The organism is Paraburkholderia rhynchosiae (assembly GCF_002879865.1).
Lineage (GTDB): Bacteria > Pseudomonadota > Gammaproteobacteria > Burkholderiales > Burkholderiaceae > Paraburkholderia > Paraburkholderia rhynchosiae.
In genome coordinates this window covers 263482-277994 of sequence record NZ_PNXY01000005.1, presented here as the reverse complement: position 1 = coordinate 277994, position 14513 = coordinate 263482, and the positions used below count along the sequence as shown (strand labels likewise).

The following is a 14513-nucleotide window of genomic DNA, read 5'->3' as shown; positions in this document are numbered from 1 at the left end:
CGTGCGGCGTTTTCACATGCGCTGCACGCATCGAGCACGTTTCAACCCGCCTGTTTCGCCAACGCCCGCAACACATGCGCGGCCGCGGCGAAACCGAAGCTCGCCGTCACGCACACGCTCGAACCAAATCCCGCGCAGTTCAGGCCGATCGGCCCCGTATGACCGGGCGACGTGGTGAGGTGCTCCGCTTCTACATCGATGTCGCAGACCGCGGCTTCCGGATAGATCAGCGGCTCGTCCGAATACACCGCGCTCACCTTGAACTTCGCCTTCGGGCCGCGCGGAAAACCGTGCTGTTTGCGCAACTGCCCGCGTACTTTCGACAGCAACGGGTCCTGGATCGTCGACGCGAGATCGTCGATACGAATGCGCGTTGGATCGAGCTGGCCGCCCGCGCCGCCAATCGTGATCAACGGCTGCTTACGCTCGACGCACCATGCGATCAACGCCGTTTTGGTGCGCACGCTGTCGATCGCATCGATCACGTAATCGAAGCCGCCTCCAAGCGTTGCCGCGAAATTGTCCGGCTCCACGAAGTCTTCGACGAGGCGCACGTCGCAAGACGGATTGATCGCCGCGATGCGCTCGGCCATCGCCTCGACCTTCGGCTTTCCGTAGTTGCCGTTGAGCGCGTGGATCTGCCGGTTCGTATTGCTTTCGGCGACGTTGTCGAGATCGATCAGCGTCAAAGTGCCGACGGCGCTGCGCGCCAACGCTTCCGCCACCCACGAGCCGACCCCGCCGATGCCGATCACCGCGACGTGCGCGCCTTCGAATGCCGCGAGGGCCGGCGCGCCATACAGACGCGCTATGCCGCCGAAGCGCCGCGCGCGGTCGGCGGTTTCACTCCCATCGAGGCTGGTAGTAAGATCGGATTGCGCGATGGTGGACATGATGGGACTCGTTGGGAAGGCAAAACAGAGAAGGCGCTTTTAACTCGCGCAGCCCGTATTTTGCCTGAACGCATCGATCAGCATCGCCGCACGAATCGCCGGGTTGCGCGCCGAAGCACCATACGACATACGCACAGGCTTGATCTGTCAGCGCGCAAGAAATTGGCTCCTTAGCTATACTGGTCTGACTGTAGCGCTCGCATAAGAACATGACCTCACTTGCCGAACTTCGAAAAAATTATGCGTTGGGTTCTCTGGACATCGGCGATGTCGACCGCAACCCGGTCCGGCAATTCGACGTCTGGTTTCAACAAGCCGTTGAAGCCAAACTACCCGAACCGAATACGATGACGCTCGCCACGGTCGACTCACGCGGCCGGCCTTCGGCGCGCATCGTGCTGATCAAAGGTGTCGACGAACGGGGCTTCGTGTTCTTCACCAACTACGAAAGCCGCAAGGGCCGCGAACTGGCCGCCAATCCTTACGCGAGCCTGCTGTTCTACTGGATCGAGCTCGAGCGCCAGGTGCGTATCGAGGGGCGCGTCGTCAAAACGAGCGCCGAAGAAAGCGACGCTTACTTCTTGTCGCGGCCGGCCGGTTCGCGTATCGGCGCGTGGGCGTCCAATCAGAGTCAGGTAATTGAAAGCCGCTCGCGGCTAGAAACGCGCGAACGCGAAATGCGCCTGCAATACGGCGATGAGCCGCCGCGTCCGCCGCATTGGGGCGGCTATCGTTTGGTGCCCGAAGCAATCGAATTCTGGCAGGGCCGGCCGTCGCGTCTGCACGACCGTCTGCTCTACACCCGTTCAAGCGAAACCAGCGACTGGCAGATCTCCCGCCTGTCGCCTTGAATCGATATAAACAATGCCGTCAGCGCGTTGCCAACGCAGCAGCGCGCGGCGCACGGATTGCATCTCGCGGCATGGGAGTTGCACCGCACTGAGCTGCGATCCACACAAGCTTTGCTTTAATTCAACGGACACGGAGAAATCGCATGTTCTGGGAGAAAAAGCTGGCGCAGTGGGTGGAAGAAGTAAAAACCAAGGCTGATTTACCGGCACGTCTGGTGCTGTGGGACGGCCAGCAACACGACTTCGGGCGGTTCGCCGCGCCTCAGGTCACGTTGCATGTCAAAAGCGCGACGGCGCTGCCCTACCTGCTGGAACCAAGCCTCGACAATCTCGGCGAGGCCTATGTCAAGGGCAAGATCGACATCGAGGGCAAGCTCTCGGACATCATCAACGTCGGCTATCAACTCGCACGCAATACCGTCACCAGCGCGGGCAAACTCGCACGCGTGCGGCGCTATTTCCAGCATTCGAAGTCGTCGGACAGGAAGGCGATCCAGTATCACTACGACGTCTCGAACGAGTTCTACCGGCTGTGGCTCGACGAGAACATGGTGTACTCGTGCGCCTACTTCGAGAACGGCGACGAAGATCTGGCCGCCGCGCAGGTCAAGAAAATCGACCACATCCTCACCAAGATCCAGTTGCAACCGGGGCAACGCCTGCTCGACATCGGCTGCGGCTGGGGCGCGCTCGTGCTGCGCGCGGCGCAGAAATTCGGCGCGCAGTGCGTGGGCGTGACGCTGTCGCAGAACCAGTTCGACCTCGCAACGGCGCGCGTGAAGGCCGCGGGACTCGAAGACAAGATTGAGATCCGTCTGCAGGATTATCGCGACGTCGACGGGCAATTCGACCGCATCACGAGTGTCGGCATGTTCGAGCACGTGGGCCGCAAGAATCTGCCGGGCTACTTCCAGAAAGTGCACGACCTGCTCGCCGACGACGGCGTTGCGATGAATCACGGCATTACGTCGAGCGATTGGGACAGCGGCGAGACTGCGCTCGGCGGCGGCGAGTTCATCGACCGCTATGTGTTCCCCGACGGCGAACTGCCGCACATCAGCCTCGCGCTCGAGGCGATGCAGCGCGGCGGGCTCGAAGCGGTTGACGTCGAAAGCCTGCGCCGTCACTATGCGCACACGCTCAACCTATGGGCGGAGAATTTCGAGGCGCATGCGGAAGAAGCCCGCAAGTTGGTCGACGACGAAAAATTCCGCATCTGGCGCGTGTATCTTGCCGGTTGTGCGTACGCGTTCGAAACCGACGATGTCTCCATCTATCAGGTCGTATGCCGCAAGGCCGGCCGCAGCGCGAAAACCCTGCCGTGGTCGCGCCGCTATATGTACGAGAAACCGCTGTGACGGTAGCGCCGCGGCCTCGTGCATAAGTGTGCCGCCGCGGCGCAAACTATTGGACAGCAGGTCGAATCTCGATGGGCCAGAGCGGGACAAGCGAAGTCGGACAGGCGGTCAGCGGGCCTGACGCATCAATGGAAGCGGACACGGAAGCGGTGCAGTTCGATCTGTTCGGGATGCCGGTGGAATCGGCGGGGGCATCGCTGAAAAACGAGGCCGGCGCGAAGCCGTCGCGCTCGCTTTCCGACGACGAACCGCCGCCGAACGCGGATACCGCCGCGCCCGACGCCACGCCCGACGCCACGCCGAAGCCCGAGCGCCGGCGTTCAGTTCCGGCGAAAACCGCTGCCGACGCTTCGCTGTGGCAGGAAGAAGAGGCAGCGGAGCCCGCCCCTTCGGACGTTCGCGCCGAGGCGCCCAAAAAACGCCGCACTCGCGAAATCCTCGCCGCGCCGCCCTCGCAAGACGTCCTCGCGCTCGCCGCCAAACTGCCGCCGCAGATTCATCTAGGCACGTCGACCTGGTCGTTTCCGGGCTGGAACGGGATCGTCTACGGCGACGAATACAGCAACAGCAAACTTTCGCGCGACGGTCTCCCGGCCTACGGCGCGCATCCGCTGCTGAAGACGGTGAGCATCGACCGGTCGTTCTATCAGGCGCTCACGGTCACCGAATACCTGCGCTATGCGCAACAGGTGCCCGAGCATTTCCGCTTCATCGTCAAGGCGCCGATGACGATCACCGACGCCACCGTGCGCGCCGAACGCGGCGAGCCGGTGTCGCTGAACCCGTGCTTCCTTAACGCTCAGATGGCGATTGACGACTTCGTCACGCCGTGTCTGGAAGGCCTTGGCGCGAAGGCCGGTGCGCTGGTGTTCCAGCTTTCGCCGCTGCCCGACCAGATGCTCGCGCAACCGGCGGCGTTCATCGAACGGCTCGCCGAATTTCTGATGGCGTTGCCAAAGCTGCCGGAAGGCACCTGCTATGCGATTGAAATCCGCGACGCGAGTTTGCTGACGCCGCGCTTCATTCGTACGCTGAAAGCGGCGGGCGTGCGCTATTGCGTGGGAATTCATGCGCGCATGCCGGAGCCGCTGCGCCAGGCGGCAGCGCTCGCGTTGCTGGACGGCGAGCCGGCCGGGCTGCTGGTCGTGCGCTGGAGCCTCCATGGCGGCTCCAGATATGAGCAGGCGAAGGCGAAGTACGAGCCGTTCAATCAGCTCGTCGATCGCGATCCGGCGACGCGGGCTTCGCTCGCCGAACTGGCCGCGCGCTATGCGCTCGCCGGCCAGCCGGTGGTGATCGCGATCAATAACAAAGCGGAAGGTTCGGCGCCGTTGAGCTGCGTGGAATTGGCGCGCGAGATTATCGAGGCGTATGCGCGGCTCGCACATGAGCAGGAGCATGAAGACCAACCGGCGCACGACGACGCAGACTCACAGCAGCGCGAACAGTTTGCACAGGCCGAAGACGGTGAGCCGGAGAAGCCCCCTCAGTTCGGTCAGTGCAGCGACAAATGCAGCGACCAAGGCAGTGGCGCGCCCGTCTAGGCCCGCGCGCCCGCCGCTACAAGGCAGGCCGCACCGCCCCACGCCGGCTCAGGTTTTGCTAGCCACTCGCGTCATCCCGCCTTGATCCGGTGAGCAAACTTCTGACGAAACTTGGCCACCTTCGGCGCAACCACGAACGAGCAATAGCCCTGGTTCGGATGCTGCGCAAAATAGTTCTGATGGTAGGCCTCGGCAGCCCAGTAGTTACCGTCGAGCGGCAACACTTGCGTGACGATCTGGCCGTCGTAGAGGCCCTGCTCGCCGATCTCGCGGATCGCCTGCAAGGCGGTTTCGCGCTGCGCGTCGGAGTGCGTGAAGATCGCCGAACGGTATTGTGTGCCGACGTCGTTACCTTGCCGGTTCAACTGCGTCGGATCGTGGATCGCGAAGAAAATATCAAGAATCTCCCGGTAGCTGATCTTCGCCGGATCGAAGTCGACTTTCACGACTTCAGCGTGGCCGGTCGCGCCGTCGCACACCTGTTCATAAGTCGGACGCTGCGTCTTGCCGCCCGCATAGCCCGATTCCACCGAGTTCACGCCATCGACGCCCAGAAAAACCGCTTCGAGGCACCAGAAACATCCGCCACCAAGGGTGGCGACTTCGCCTGTCTGACTCATGCTGCTCGCTCCTTCAAACTCGTGATCGGCCGATGCCGCTTCCGCTTTGCTTCCGTTTAGCCGCAACGGGCATGCCACCGGCGCGGCGTTCCAGCTTAGCGGGTTTTGCGCTCGCCGGCTGGCGTCGCGGCCAGTGCACCGCGATTGCAGTTAAAATTGGGACAAATCGACGATTTTCACTATGACTTTAGAATCATCTGTATCCCGCCGTGCGCGCGAGAGCTTCAGCCTGGCTGCCAGCCGGCCTGCATCAACAGGCTACATGCGATGAAGCAGGCCAACCCGCCCAACTTCGACCCGTCGGCCTTCCGGCAGGCGCTCAGTCAGTTCGCCACCGGCGTCACCGTCATTACAACGCGCGCGGCGTCGGGCCAATTGATCGGCATCACCGCCAGCTCATTCAATTCCGTTTCGCTCGATCCGCCGCTCGTGCTGTGGAGTCTCGCGACGCGCTCCGCGTCCATGTCCGTGTTCCGCACGAACAGCCATTACGTCGTCAACGTGCTAGCTGGGTCGCAGCTCGACCTATGCAAGCGCTTTGCGACGCTGAAAGGCGACCGCTTCGAAGGCGTGTCGCATGCGGCGGGCGACACTGGCATGCCCGTGCTCGACGGCGCGCTTGCCTGGTTCGAGTGCCATAACCGCAGCCGGTATGAAGAAGGCGATCACGTGATTTTTGTCGGCGAAGTGGAGCGCTGCGGCGTCCACGAGAATGCCGCGGAGATTGCGCCGCTCGTGTTCCAGAACGGCCAGTTCCACGGACTTAAAGCGCTGTAAGCGCAGTGCACCCGTGAACCCGTGAGCGCTTTGAGCGCTCCGGGAACGCGCGGCAGCGTCCTCAACGATCGTTGTGCGGCGCCCCGTGCCCGCCAGTCTTCGCGACCAGCGACACCGGCACGCCCGAATCTTCCTTCAACGTCTGCAGCACGATATTCGAGCGAATATCCATCACGCCCGGCGCCTTATAGAGACGCTGCAGCACGAAATCCGAATAGTGTTTGAGGTTGTGTGCGAGAACTCGCAGCAGATAGTGCGTCTCGCCCGTCACAACGAAGGCGCCGACCACTTCCGGCCAATCCCGCAGCGCCTCGGCGAAGCGCTCGTGCCAGTTCTGCTGGTCGTTGCGCATCGACACCTGCACGAATGCCTCCAGTTCGAAGCCGAGCACTTCGCGATTCAGACACGCGCGATAGTGCTCGATGACGCCCTGCTCTTCCAGCAAACGCAAACGGCGCAGACAGGCGGACGGCGAGAGCGAGATGCGCTCCGCGAGATCGAGATTGCTGATTCGTCCTTCTTGCTGAAGCACCGTCAAGATACGGCAATCGGTGGCGTCGAGCGAGATCGCGTTCATATTCGGTCTCCCTTTCCCATTTGTCTCAAATTATGTTCCAAGACACGGCTCAGAAGGAGATTTTTTCGCAATCACATTTCGCCGTCGGACACCTATCATTCCGTATAGACATCAACCGCCGATGGAGACATGCGAACACTCTGGGACATCACCCCCGCCGTCGACACCGCGACCCCCGTCTGGCCGGGCGACACACCGGTCGGGATCGAGCGCGTATGGCGGATCGAGGCCGGCTCGCCCGTGAACGTCGCGCGACTGACCTTGTCGCCGCACACGGGCGCTCACACCGACGCCCCGTTGCACTATGACGCGCAAGGTGCGGCGATCGGCCATGTGCCGCTCGACACTTATCTCGGACGATGCCGCGTGATCCACTGCATCGGCGCCGCGCCTGTTGTGACGCCACAACACCTCGCTAATTCGCTCGACCATCTGCCGCCGCGAGTCTTACTGCGCACTTACAGAAGCGCGCCGACTACGGCGTGGGACAGCGCATTCTGCGCGGTCGCCCCCGAAACCATCGATGTGCTCGCGGCCAAAGGCGTGAAGCTGATCGGCATCGACACGCCGTCGCTCGATCCGCAGGAATCGAAAACCATGGACGCGCATCACCGCATCCGTGCGCATGGCATGGCGATTCTCGAAGGCATCGTGCTCGATGAAGTCGCGCCCGGCGACTACGAACTGATCGCGCTGCCGCTGAAGTTGACCACGCTCGACGCGAGCCCGGTGCGCGCGGTACTGCGCGCGCTGCCCGACTCGCATTGATTTTCCGATCCTTATCACGTGACCGAACGACACCGAACGAGACCATCATGAATCGCCGCGAAGAAGCATTGGCGCTCGATAGCGCCGATCCGATTGCGACACTGCGCGACCAGTTCGCGCTGTCGCCGACCACCATCTACCTCGACGGCAATTCGCTCGGCGTGCCGCCGGCCGCCGCCGCGCAACGCGCGCAGACAGTGATCGCCGCCGAATGGGGCGAAGGGCTCATCCGCAGCTGGAACGCCGCCGGCTGGTTCGCGCTGCCGCGCCGCCTCGGCAACAAGCTAGCGCCGATGATCGGCGCGGCCGAAGGCGAAGTGGTGGTCACCGATACGATCTCGATCAACCTGTTCAAGCTGCTGTCCGCTGCGCTGCGGCTCGCGAATGCACGCGACCCGAAACGCCGCGTGATCGTCTCCGAGCGCTCGAACTTCCCGTCGGATCTGTACATCGCGCAAGGTTTGATCGAGCAGCTCGATCGCGGCTATGAACTGCGTCTCGTGGACGATCCGGCCGAGCTGCCCGAGGCAATCGGCGACGACACGGCCATCGCAATGATCACTCACGTCAATTACCGCACCGGCTACATGCACGACATGGCCGCGTTGACGAAACTGATCCACGACAACGGCGCGCTCGCGCTGTGGGACCTCGCGCATTCGGCGGGTGCGGTGCCGGTCGATCTGAACGGCGTCGGCGCGGATTACGCGGTCGGCTGCACGTACAAGTATCTGAACGGCGGTCCGGGCTCGCCGGCGTTCGTGTGGGTGCCCAAGCGTCATCAGAACGATTTTGCGCAACCGCTTTCCGGCTGGTGGGGTCATCGCGCGCCGTTCAAGATGGACCCGGCCTATGAGCCCGATGATGGCATCGGCCGCTTTCTGTGCGGCACGCAGCCGATGGTGTCGATGGCGCTCGTCGAATGCGGTCTCGACGTGTTCCTGCAAACCGACATGCAGGCAATCCGCAGGAAGTCGTTGGCGCTGACCGATCTGTTCATCGAACTCGTCGAGACGCGTTGCAGCCCGTTCCCGTTGAAACTCGTGACGCCGCGTGCGCACTCGCAGCGCGGCTCGCATGCGAGCTTCGAACATCCGCATGGCTATGAGGTGATGCAGGCGTTAATCGCGCGCGGTGTGATCGGCGATTATCGCGAGCCACATGTGTTGCGATTCGGCTTTACGCCGCTTTATACGCGCTTCGTCGATGTCTGGGACGCCGTCGAAACGTTGCGCGAGGTACTCGCGAACGAGACCTGGCGCGCGCCAGAATTTGCCGCACGCGGCGCTGTGACCTAAGGAGTGCACGATGAACGATCACATGCAAACGCCGGGCTTGCCGGAAGAGAAACCCGCGCAAGGGTGTCCGTTCGGGCACGGGCAAGTTGCGTCGAATGCGCCTTCGGCCAGCGCTTCAGGCGGCAATGCTTCGGTTGCCGAGGCTTCCGTTGCACAGGCTTCCGACGATGGCTGGCATGACGCGCAGCTCGACTTTTCGGAGTCGATGAGTTACGGCGATTATCTGTCGTTGGGGACAGTGCTGAATGCGCAGCATCCCTTGTCGCCGGATCACAATGAGATGCTGTTCATCGTTCAGCATCAGACGAGCGAATTGTGGATGAAGCTGGCGTTGTACGAGTTGCGCGCCGCGTTAAAAGCGGTGCATCGCGACGAGTTGCCGCCGGCGTTCAAGATGCTTGCGCGCGTCTCGCGGATCATGGAGCAACTCGTGCAGGCCTGGAGCGTTCTGGCGACGATGACGCCTTCCGAGTACACCGCGATGCGGCCTTATCTGGGCAGTTCTTCGGGGTTTCAGTCTTATCAGTATCGGCAGATCGAGTTTCTACTCGGCAACAAGAATGAGCAGATGTTGAAGCCGCATGCGCATCGCGCCGACGTGCTTGCCGAGGTGAAGACTTCGTTGGAGTCGCCGTCTTTCTATGATGAAGTAGTAAGGCTGCTGGCGCGTCGCGGGTTTGCTATTTCGCCTGCGAGGCTGGAGCGGGACTGGACACAGCCTACGGTTCATGATGCTTCTGTCGAAGCGGCCTGGCTGGAGGTTTATCGCAATCCTTCGCAGCATTGGGAGTTGTATGAGATGGCTGAGGAGCTTGTCGATCTCGAGGATGCTTTCCGGCAGTGGCGGTTCCGGCATGTGACTACTGTTGAGAGGATTATTGGGTTCAAGCAGGGCACCGGGGGGACGAGTGGTGCGCCTTATTTGAGGAAGATGTTGGATGTGGTTTTGTTTCCTGAGCTTTGGCATGTGAGGACTATGTTGTAGGTTTTTTTGCCTCCGGCGGTGTTTGTGCGGGGCGGCACATACTTTCTTTGCGGCCGCAAAGAAAGTATGCAAAGAAAGCGGCTCACACCGCCAGTTCATAAGCTGGGCTCCTGGCTTGCCTGAGGTAGTGGTGCATCTGGAATCTGTGCTCTCGCACATTCGAACATCGTGACAAGGCAGTCATACTTCCGGCGACGCTACGCGCGCCGCAGCGGTCGCTCTTCAACCAGTGGGCGCTTGCGCTTGAGGCGCCAGTGCCGGTTCGTTGGGCCTCGGCGCTGAGCGCCCGCCCGCCATTGCAGCGTTCGCCCGACAGCGCGCTCCAGTAACGCAACCCCCGCGCGGTTCACGAATCCATCGACTGTTCACGGCGATTGCAACCGATGCATCACCGGCTTCAACGCCGGATACAAATCCGTATAGATGCCAAAACGCTGTTCGTACAGGGCCATTCGTGCCGCGTCGGGTTGCGCTCGCTCGATCAACGTGATCCAGCCGCGCTGCGCCGCTTCACGCGAAATCAATCCCACGCCAAACGCGGCGAGCAATGCAGCGCCCATCGCCGCCTCCACTTCCTGCTCGATCGTATAGACCGGATAGCCCGTGATGTCCGCGATGATCTGCATCCACAAGTCCGAATGCGCGGCGCCGCCGACCACGATCAGCTTGTCTTCCAGCGACTGCGCGCCTTTGCGTCCCGCCTCGATGTTGTGCTTCAGCGCAAACGACACGCCCTCCAGCACCGCGCGATACAAATGCGCGCGCGTATGAAAGAGGCTCAGGCCGACGAACGCGCCACTCGCCCTCGCGTCCCACACAGGACTGCGTTCGCCCATTAAATAAGGCAAAAACATCACGCCATCCGATCCCGCCGGCACCTTTGCGGCGTTGTCTTCAAGCAGTCGATGCGGATCGCCATGCGGCGTTGCGCGTGCGGCTTCGATTTCCGCATGACAGAACTGATCGCGATACCATGCAACCGACGCGCCCGCGGTAATCGCCCCACCGAACACATAGATGTCGCGCTGGCCGTTGAAAACGTGAGGCATGCTGATCAATCCGTGGAGGGCATCCACGGTCTGATTGATGTATCCCCAGCACATGCTCGTGCCGATCATCGCCACGTGCTGGCCCGCGCTGCTCACGCCGGCCGCGAACGTTGCGACCGCGGCGTCAACTCCGCCCGCGACAATCGCCGTGCCTGCCGCGAGGCCCAATTGCTCGGTCCACTGCGATAGCAGGCCACCCACTACCTCCGACGATTCGACGAGGCGCTCCGGCATCATCGTTGCGGGAATGCCGAGCATATCGAGCGCTTCGTCCGACCAGTCGCGCTTCGCAATGTCGTAGATGCCGCCGATGTTGCCCGCCGAACTATGATCGACTGCAATTTCGCCCGTGAGCATGTAGATCACATACGCATTCGGCGGCAGAAAATAGCGCGTCTGCGCCCACACGTCCGGCTCCTGATCGCGCAGCCACAACATCTTCGTGTAGCCGTAATAGCTGTCCACGCCGTTGCCCGTGATCGTGTAGAGCCGTTCGAGATCGACGTGGTTACGCACCCACTCGACCTGATCGGTCGCGCGCCGGTCCATCCATATCAGACAGGGATACAGCGGCCGCATATCGCTATCGACGGGAATACCCGAGCCGCCATACAGACTGCTCACGCACACCGCCTTGATCGAATCCGCCGCGACGCCTGCCTGTTTCGCCTTGCCGACACACGCGGCGAGGCATTCCGTGACCGCTTTGAACCATACCGCCGGCCACTGTTCGGCCCATAGCGGCTTGGGCGTATCCGGCTGATAGCTCGACGCATGCTGCGCAACGATAGCGCCATGCTGATCGACGAGTAACGCCTTGGTGCTTTGCGTGCCGATATCGACGCCGATGACGTAGTCCATACAGTCTCCGTTTATGTGCCGCCCGGCTTGCACTCTTGCACAAGCTCAGGCGCGCGGCTTCATGAGCACCTTGATCGAATCGAGCGAACCGGGGCGACCAAGATCGCCTCGTCCCATTCGCTGAACAGCGCGGCTGGACCATGCAGGCGCTACGTTGGTGGATAGGCAGCGGCGGCAGAACGCGGCAGACCCGGCGCGAGCACGATAGCGGGCGCATCGTCGATACCCGCGCCACGCGCGGCGGCTTCTTCCGAGGCGTCACGGCTCGCGTCGTTCAGTTGCTGATAGCGACGGAACTTCGACGGCGCCATGCCCTTTACCGCGAGGAACTGCCGGTTGAAATTCGACAGATTGTTAAAGCCCGCCTTAAAGCAGATATCGGTCACGCTGAGTTCGCTATCGGTGAGCAACTGACAAGCAAGGTTGATGCGCATGCGGTTCACGTACTGCACGAACGGCAAGCCCGTATGCCGGCGGAAATAACGTGAGAATGCGCTCACGCTTTGACCCGCCAGTTGCGCAAGATCCGATTCGCGCAACTCGTTCGCGAGGTTCTTGCCGATATACGAGAGCACGTGATTGATGCGCGTCGACGCAAAGCCCTTCGGGTCCGCCTGATACGCGGGACTCGCAAGCGTATCGCGATCTTCGGCGTTCATCAGGATTTCGAGCATCGACATGAAGAGCACAAGACGGCGCAGTCCGCGCGCCGCCAGCAATTCGAGGAACAGCGGCTGGATCGCGGCGCTCGTGCGTGCGCCAAACGACACGCCGCGGCGCGAGTCGGCAAGTAGCGCTTCGACCTGACGCCACTCCGGAAAGCTCTCGATGCAGCCAGACACGAACTCCTGGCCGAACTGCAAGACGAGGTTGCGTTGCACGATGCTCTCGCCGTCGGATACATCGCTCACCCAGTTGTGCGGCAGGTTCGGGCCCATCAACACCAGGTTGCCAGGTGCAAAGCTGCTGATGTGATCGCCGACGAACATCTTGCCGGTGGTCGCCACAATCAGATGAATCTCGTACTCGGGGTGAAAGTGCCAGCGCACCGTGCGATACGGATAGCCGTGAGACCACACTTTGAACGATTCGTCGCGGCGTACGGCCACGATCTCGAGATCGGGTTGCACTGTCTGCCTCCATGTAGCGGCTCACGAGGAATGCCGCTGTCTTCATTCTTGTACTGCGAAAAGTAGCCTTCAAACGCGCGAACCGCCACTAACAATGAGACTGCGGACCGATACTTTTTTGCATTGGGGTAAGTCCCGACCCGCGCGACGTCAAGAATGATGCAATGCAAAACACGCGACGAAGCGCGCCGCGCGGGCTCATGGCATGTGCTCGAACTCGCACGAAGGCCGCGCCCCGCCGCGCTGCGCCACGAAAACACCCGCGCGTCACCTTGACTTTCGTTTCGCCGGGCACGATCATTCGCTCACATACAGAGCAAATGCTCCGACTCAAGAAGAGACGCGCGCGATAAGCCGCGCGAACCGGACATCAGGAGACACACATGAGCAGCGGGCAAGACAGCGGCGACGCCGCACGCGTGATCCTGCACATCGGCGCAGGTTCGTTTCATCGCGCGCATCAGGCGTGGTATCTCCACAGGTTGAATGAAGCGAAGCTGCCGGGCGAACCGCATTGGTCGCTCACGGTCGGCAATATTCGCAGCGACATGAACGCGGTGCTCGAAGCGCTCGCCGCGCAAGACGGCGTTTATACGCTCGAGACTGTCACGCCCCAGGGCGAACGCGCCTACGAGACGATTCGCTCCATTGAACGCGTCGTGCCATGGACAGAAAGCCTCGACACGCTGATCGAAGCGGGCGCCGATCCTGCCTGCAAGATCATTGCGTTCACAGTCACAGAGGGCGGTTATTACCTCGACGAACAGGACCAGCTCGACACGGCCAATCCCGATCTTGCAGCCGATCTCAAAGGTGGACATGCGACCATCTACGGCGCGCTCGCGGCGATTCTCGACGCGCGCATGAAAAACGGCGCGGGCCCGGTCACGCTGCAAACGTGCGACAACCTGCGCCGCAACGGCGAGCGTTTCCATGCGGGCATGAGCGCGTTTCTCGAACTGCGTGGCGCGAACGAACTGGCGCAATGGTTCGACGACAACACTGCATGTCCGAGTTCGATGGTAGACCGCATCACGCCGCGCCCGACGCCGGACGTGAGCGAGCGCGTGAAGGCCGCAACGGGCGTCGACGACATCTGTCCGGTAATGGGCGAAGCGTTTATCCAGTGGGTGATCGAAGAGCGGTTCATTGCGGGCCGTCCCGCGTGGGAAAAGGTCGGCGCGGAACTGGTGGACTCGGTGCTGCCGTACGAAGAAGCGAAGATCCGCATTCTCAACGCGACGCATAGCTGCATCGCGTGGGCGGGGACGTTGGTGGGACTGAACTACATCCACGAAGGCACGCACGACGCGGACATCTGCAAGTTTGCATTCGATTACGTGACTGAGGACGTGATCCCGTGTCTGTCGCCGAGTCCGCTCGATCTCGAACGCTATCGCGACGTCGTGCTCGAACGCTTCGGCAATCCTTATATCCAGGACACGAACCAGCGCGTCGCGGCGGACGGCTTTTCGAAACTGCCCGGCTTCATTGCGCCCACGTTGGCGGAATGTTTCGAGCGCGGCGTCGCGCCCTCGGCAACCGCGATGCTGCCCGCGTTGTTCTTCCGCTTTCTCGAACGCTGGCAGGCGGGCACGCTGCCCTACACGTATCAGGACGGCGTGATGGACGAGCGCGTCGCGCGCGGCTTCTTCGCCGCGCCCGATCCGTTGCAGGCGTTCGCCGCAGACCGGCTGTTGTGGGGCAGCATGGCGCAAACGCCGGAACTGGAATCGGCATTGGCGGGCGCATTGGCGCGGGTCGACGTGTGGCTCGCCAAACGTGGGCACCCGTAAAAGAGC

The 14513-nt window shown here is 62.0% G+C and carries 13 protein-coding genes; 8 read left to right on the top strand and 5 right to left on the bottom strand.

Translation table 11 applies throughout. From position 1 onward, the window contains the following. Nucleotides 1-41 precede the first annotated feature (41 nt). Nucleotides 42-893, bottom strand: a complete 852-nt coding sequence (gene tcdA, locus C0Z16_RS09645) for a tRNA cyclic N6-threonylcarbamoyladenosine(37) synthase TcdA (RefSeq protein WP_102631920.1) — start codon at nt 891-893, stop codon at nt 42-44. Between the two features lie 209 nt (nt 894-1102). Between tcdA and pdxH the strand changes: the two genes are divergently transcribed. The 3 genes from pdxH to C0Z16_RS09630 all read left to right on the top strand — a co-directional run bounded on the left by pdxH (nt 1103) and on the right by C0Z16_RS09630 (nt 4646). Beyond that, nucleotides 1103-1744, top strand: a complete 642-nt coding sequence (gene pdxH, locus C0Z16_RS09640) for a pyridoxamine 5'-phosphate oxidase (protein ID WP_102631919.1) — start codon at nt 1103-1105, stop codon at nt 1742-1744. A gap of 143 nt (nt 1745-1887) precedes the next feature. Beyond that, entirely contained in the window at nt 1888-3102 is a 1215-nt protein-coding gene (locus C0Z16_RS09635) for an SAM-dependent methyltransferase (RefSeq protein ID WP_102631918.1), read from the top strand. Nucleotides 3103-3173: 71 nt separating this feature from the next. Next, nucleotides 3174-4646: a DUF72 domain-containing protein gene (locus C0Z16_RS09630; RefSeq protein ID WP_244201208.1), complete on the top strand. Its 1473-nt coding sequence runs from the start codon at nt 3174-3176 to the stop codon at nt 4644-4646. 71 nt (nt 4647-4717) lie between these two features. Here the strand turns inward: C0Z16_RS09630 and msrA are convergent, their stop codons facing one another. Then, complete coding sequence (gene msrA / locus C0Z16_RS09625) at nt 4718-5266, bottom strand: peptide-methionine (S)-S-oxide reductase MsrA (protein ID WP_102631917.1); 549 nt, start codon at nt 5264-5266, stop codon at nt 4718-4720. 267 nt (nt 5267-5533) lie between these two features. On the opposite strand from msrA, the gene C0Z16_RS09620 reads away from it, so the two are divergent. Continuing rightward, a complete protein-coding gene (locus C0Z16_RS09620) occupies nt 5534-6043 on the top strand; it encodes a flavin reductase family protein (protein ID WP_102631916.1) in 510 nt (169 codons plus the stop codon). A 61-nt stretch (nt 6044-6104) separates the two neighbouring features. Here C0Z16_RS09620 and C0Z16_RS09615 read toward each other — a convergent pair whose 3' ends face one another. Further along, complete coding sequence (locus tag C0Z16_RS09615) at nt 6105-6620, bottom strand: Lrp/AsnC family transcriptional regulator (protein WP_102631915.1); 516 nt, start codon at nt 6618-6620, stop codon at nt 6105-6107. A 129-nt stretch (nt 6621-6749) separates the two neighbouring features. Here C0Z16_RS09615 and kynB point away from each other — a divergent pair, with 129 nt between their 5' ends. From kynB to kynA, 3 genes are read left to right on the top strand one after another with little or no spacing between them, the layout of a single operon-like run. Further along, nucleotides 6750-7388 (top strand): arylformamidase, encoded by a 639-nt coding sequence (gene kynB / locus C0Z16_RS09610; RefSeq protein ID WP_102631914.1) that lies wholly within the window; start codon nt 6750-6752, stop codon nt 7386-7388. Between the two features lie 47 nt (nt 7389-7435). Continuing rightward, the gene (gene kynU, locus C0Z16_RS09605) at nt 7436-8686 is read left to right on the top strand and encodes a kynureninase (RefSeq protein ID WP_102631913.1); all 1251 of its coding nucleotides are present in this window, start codon (nt 7436-7438) and stop codon (nt 8684-8686) included. A gap of 10 nt (nt 8687-8696) precedes the next feature. Then, the gene (kynA, locus tag C0Z16_RS09600) at nt 8697-9671 is read left to right on the top strand and encodes a tryptophan 2,3-dioxygenase (RefSeq protein WP_102631912.1); all 975 of its coding nucleotides are present in this window, start codon (nt 8697-8699) and stop codon (nt 9669-9671) included. 365 nt (nt 9672-10036) lie between these two features. Here kynA and C0Z16_RS09595 read toward each other — a convergent pair whose 3' ends face one another. Then, entirely contained in the window at nt 10037-11581 is a 1545-nt protein-coding gene (locus C0Z16_RS09595; protein ID WP_102631911.1) for an FGGY-family carbohydrate kinase, read from the bottom strand. A 149-nt stretch (nt 11582-11730) separates the two neighbouring features. Beyond that, nucleotides 11731-12711, bottom strand: coding sequence for an AraC family transcriptional regulator (locus tag C0Z16_RS09590; RefSeq protein WP_102631910.1), 981 nt, complete (start codon nt 12709-12711; stop codon nt 11731-11733). 383 nt (nt 12712-13094) lie between these two features. Between C0Z16_RS09590 and dalD the strand changes: the two genes are divergently transcribed. After that, nucleotides 13095-14507, top strand: coding sequence for a D-arabinitol 4-dehydrogenase (dalD, locus tag C0Z16_RS09585; protein WP_102631909.1), 1413 nt, complete (start codon nt 13095-13097; stop codon nt 14505-14507). Nucleotides 14508-14513 lie beyond the last annotated feature (6 nt).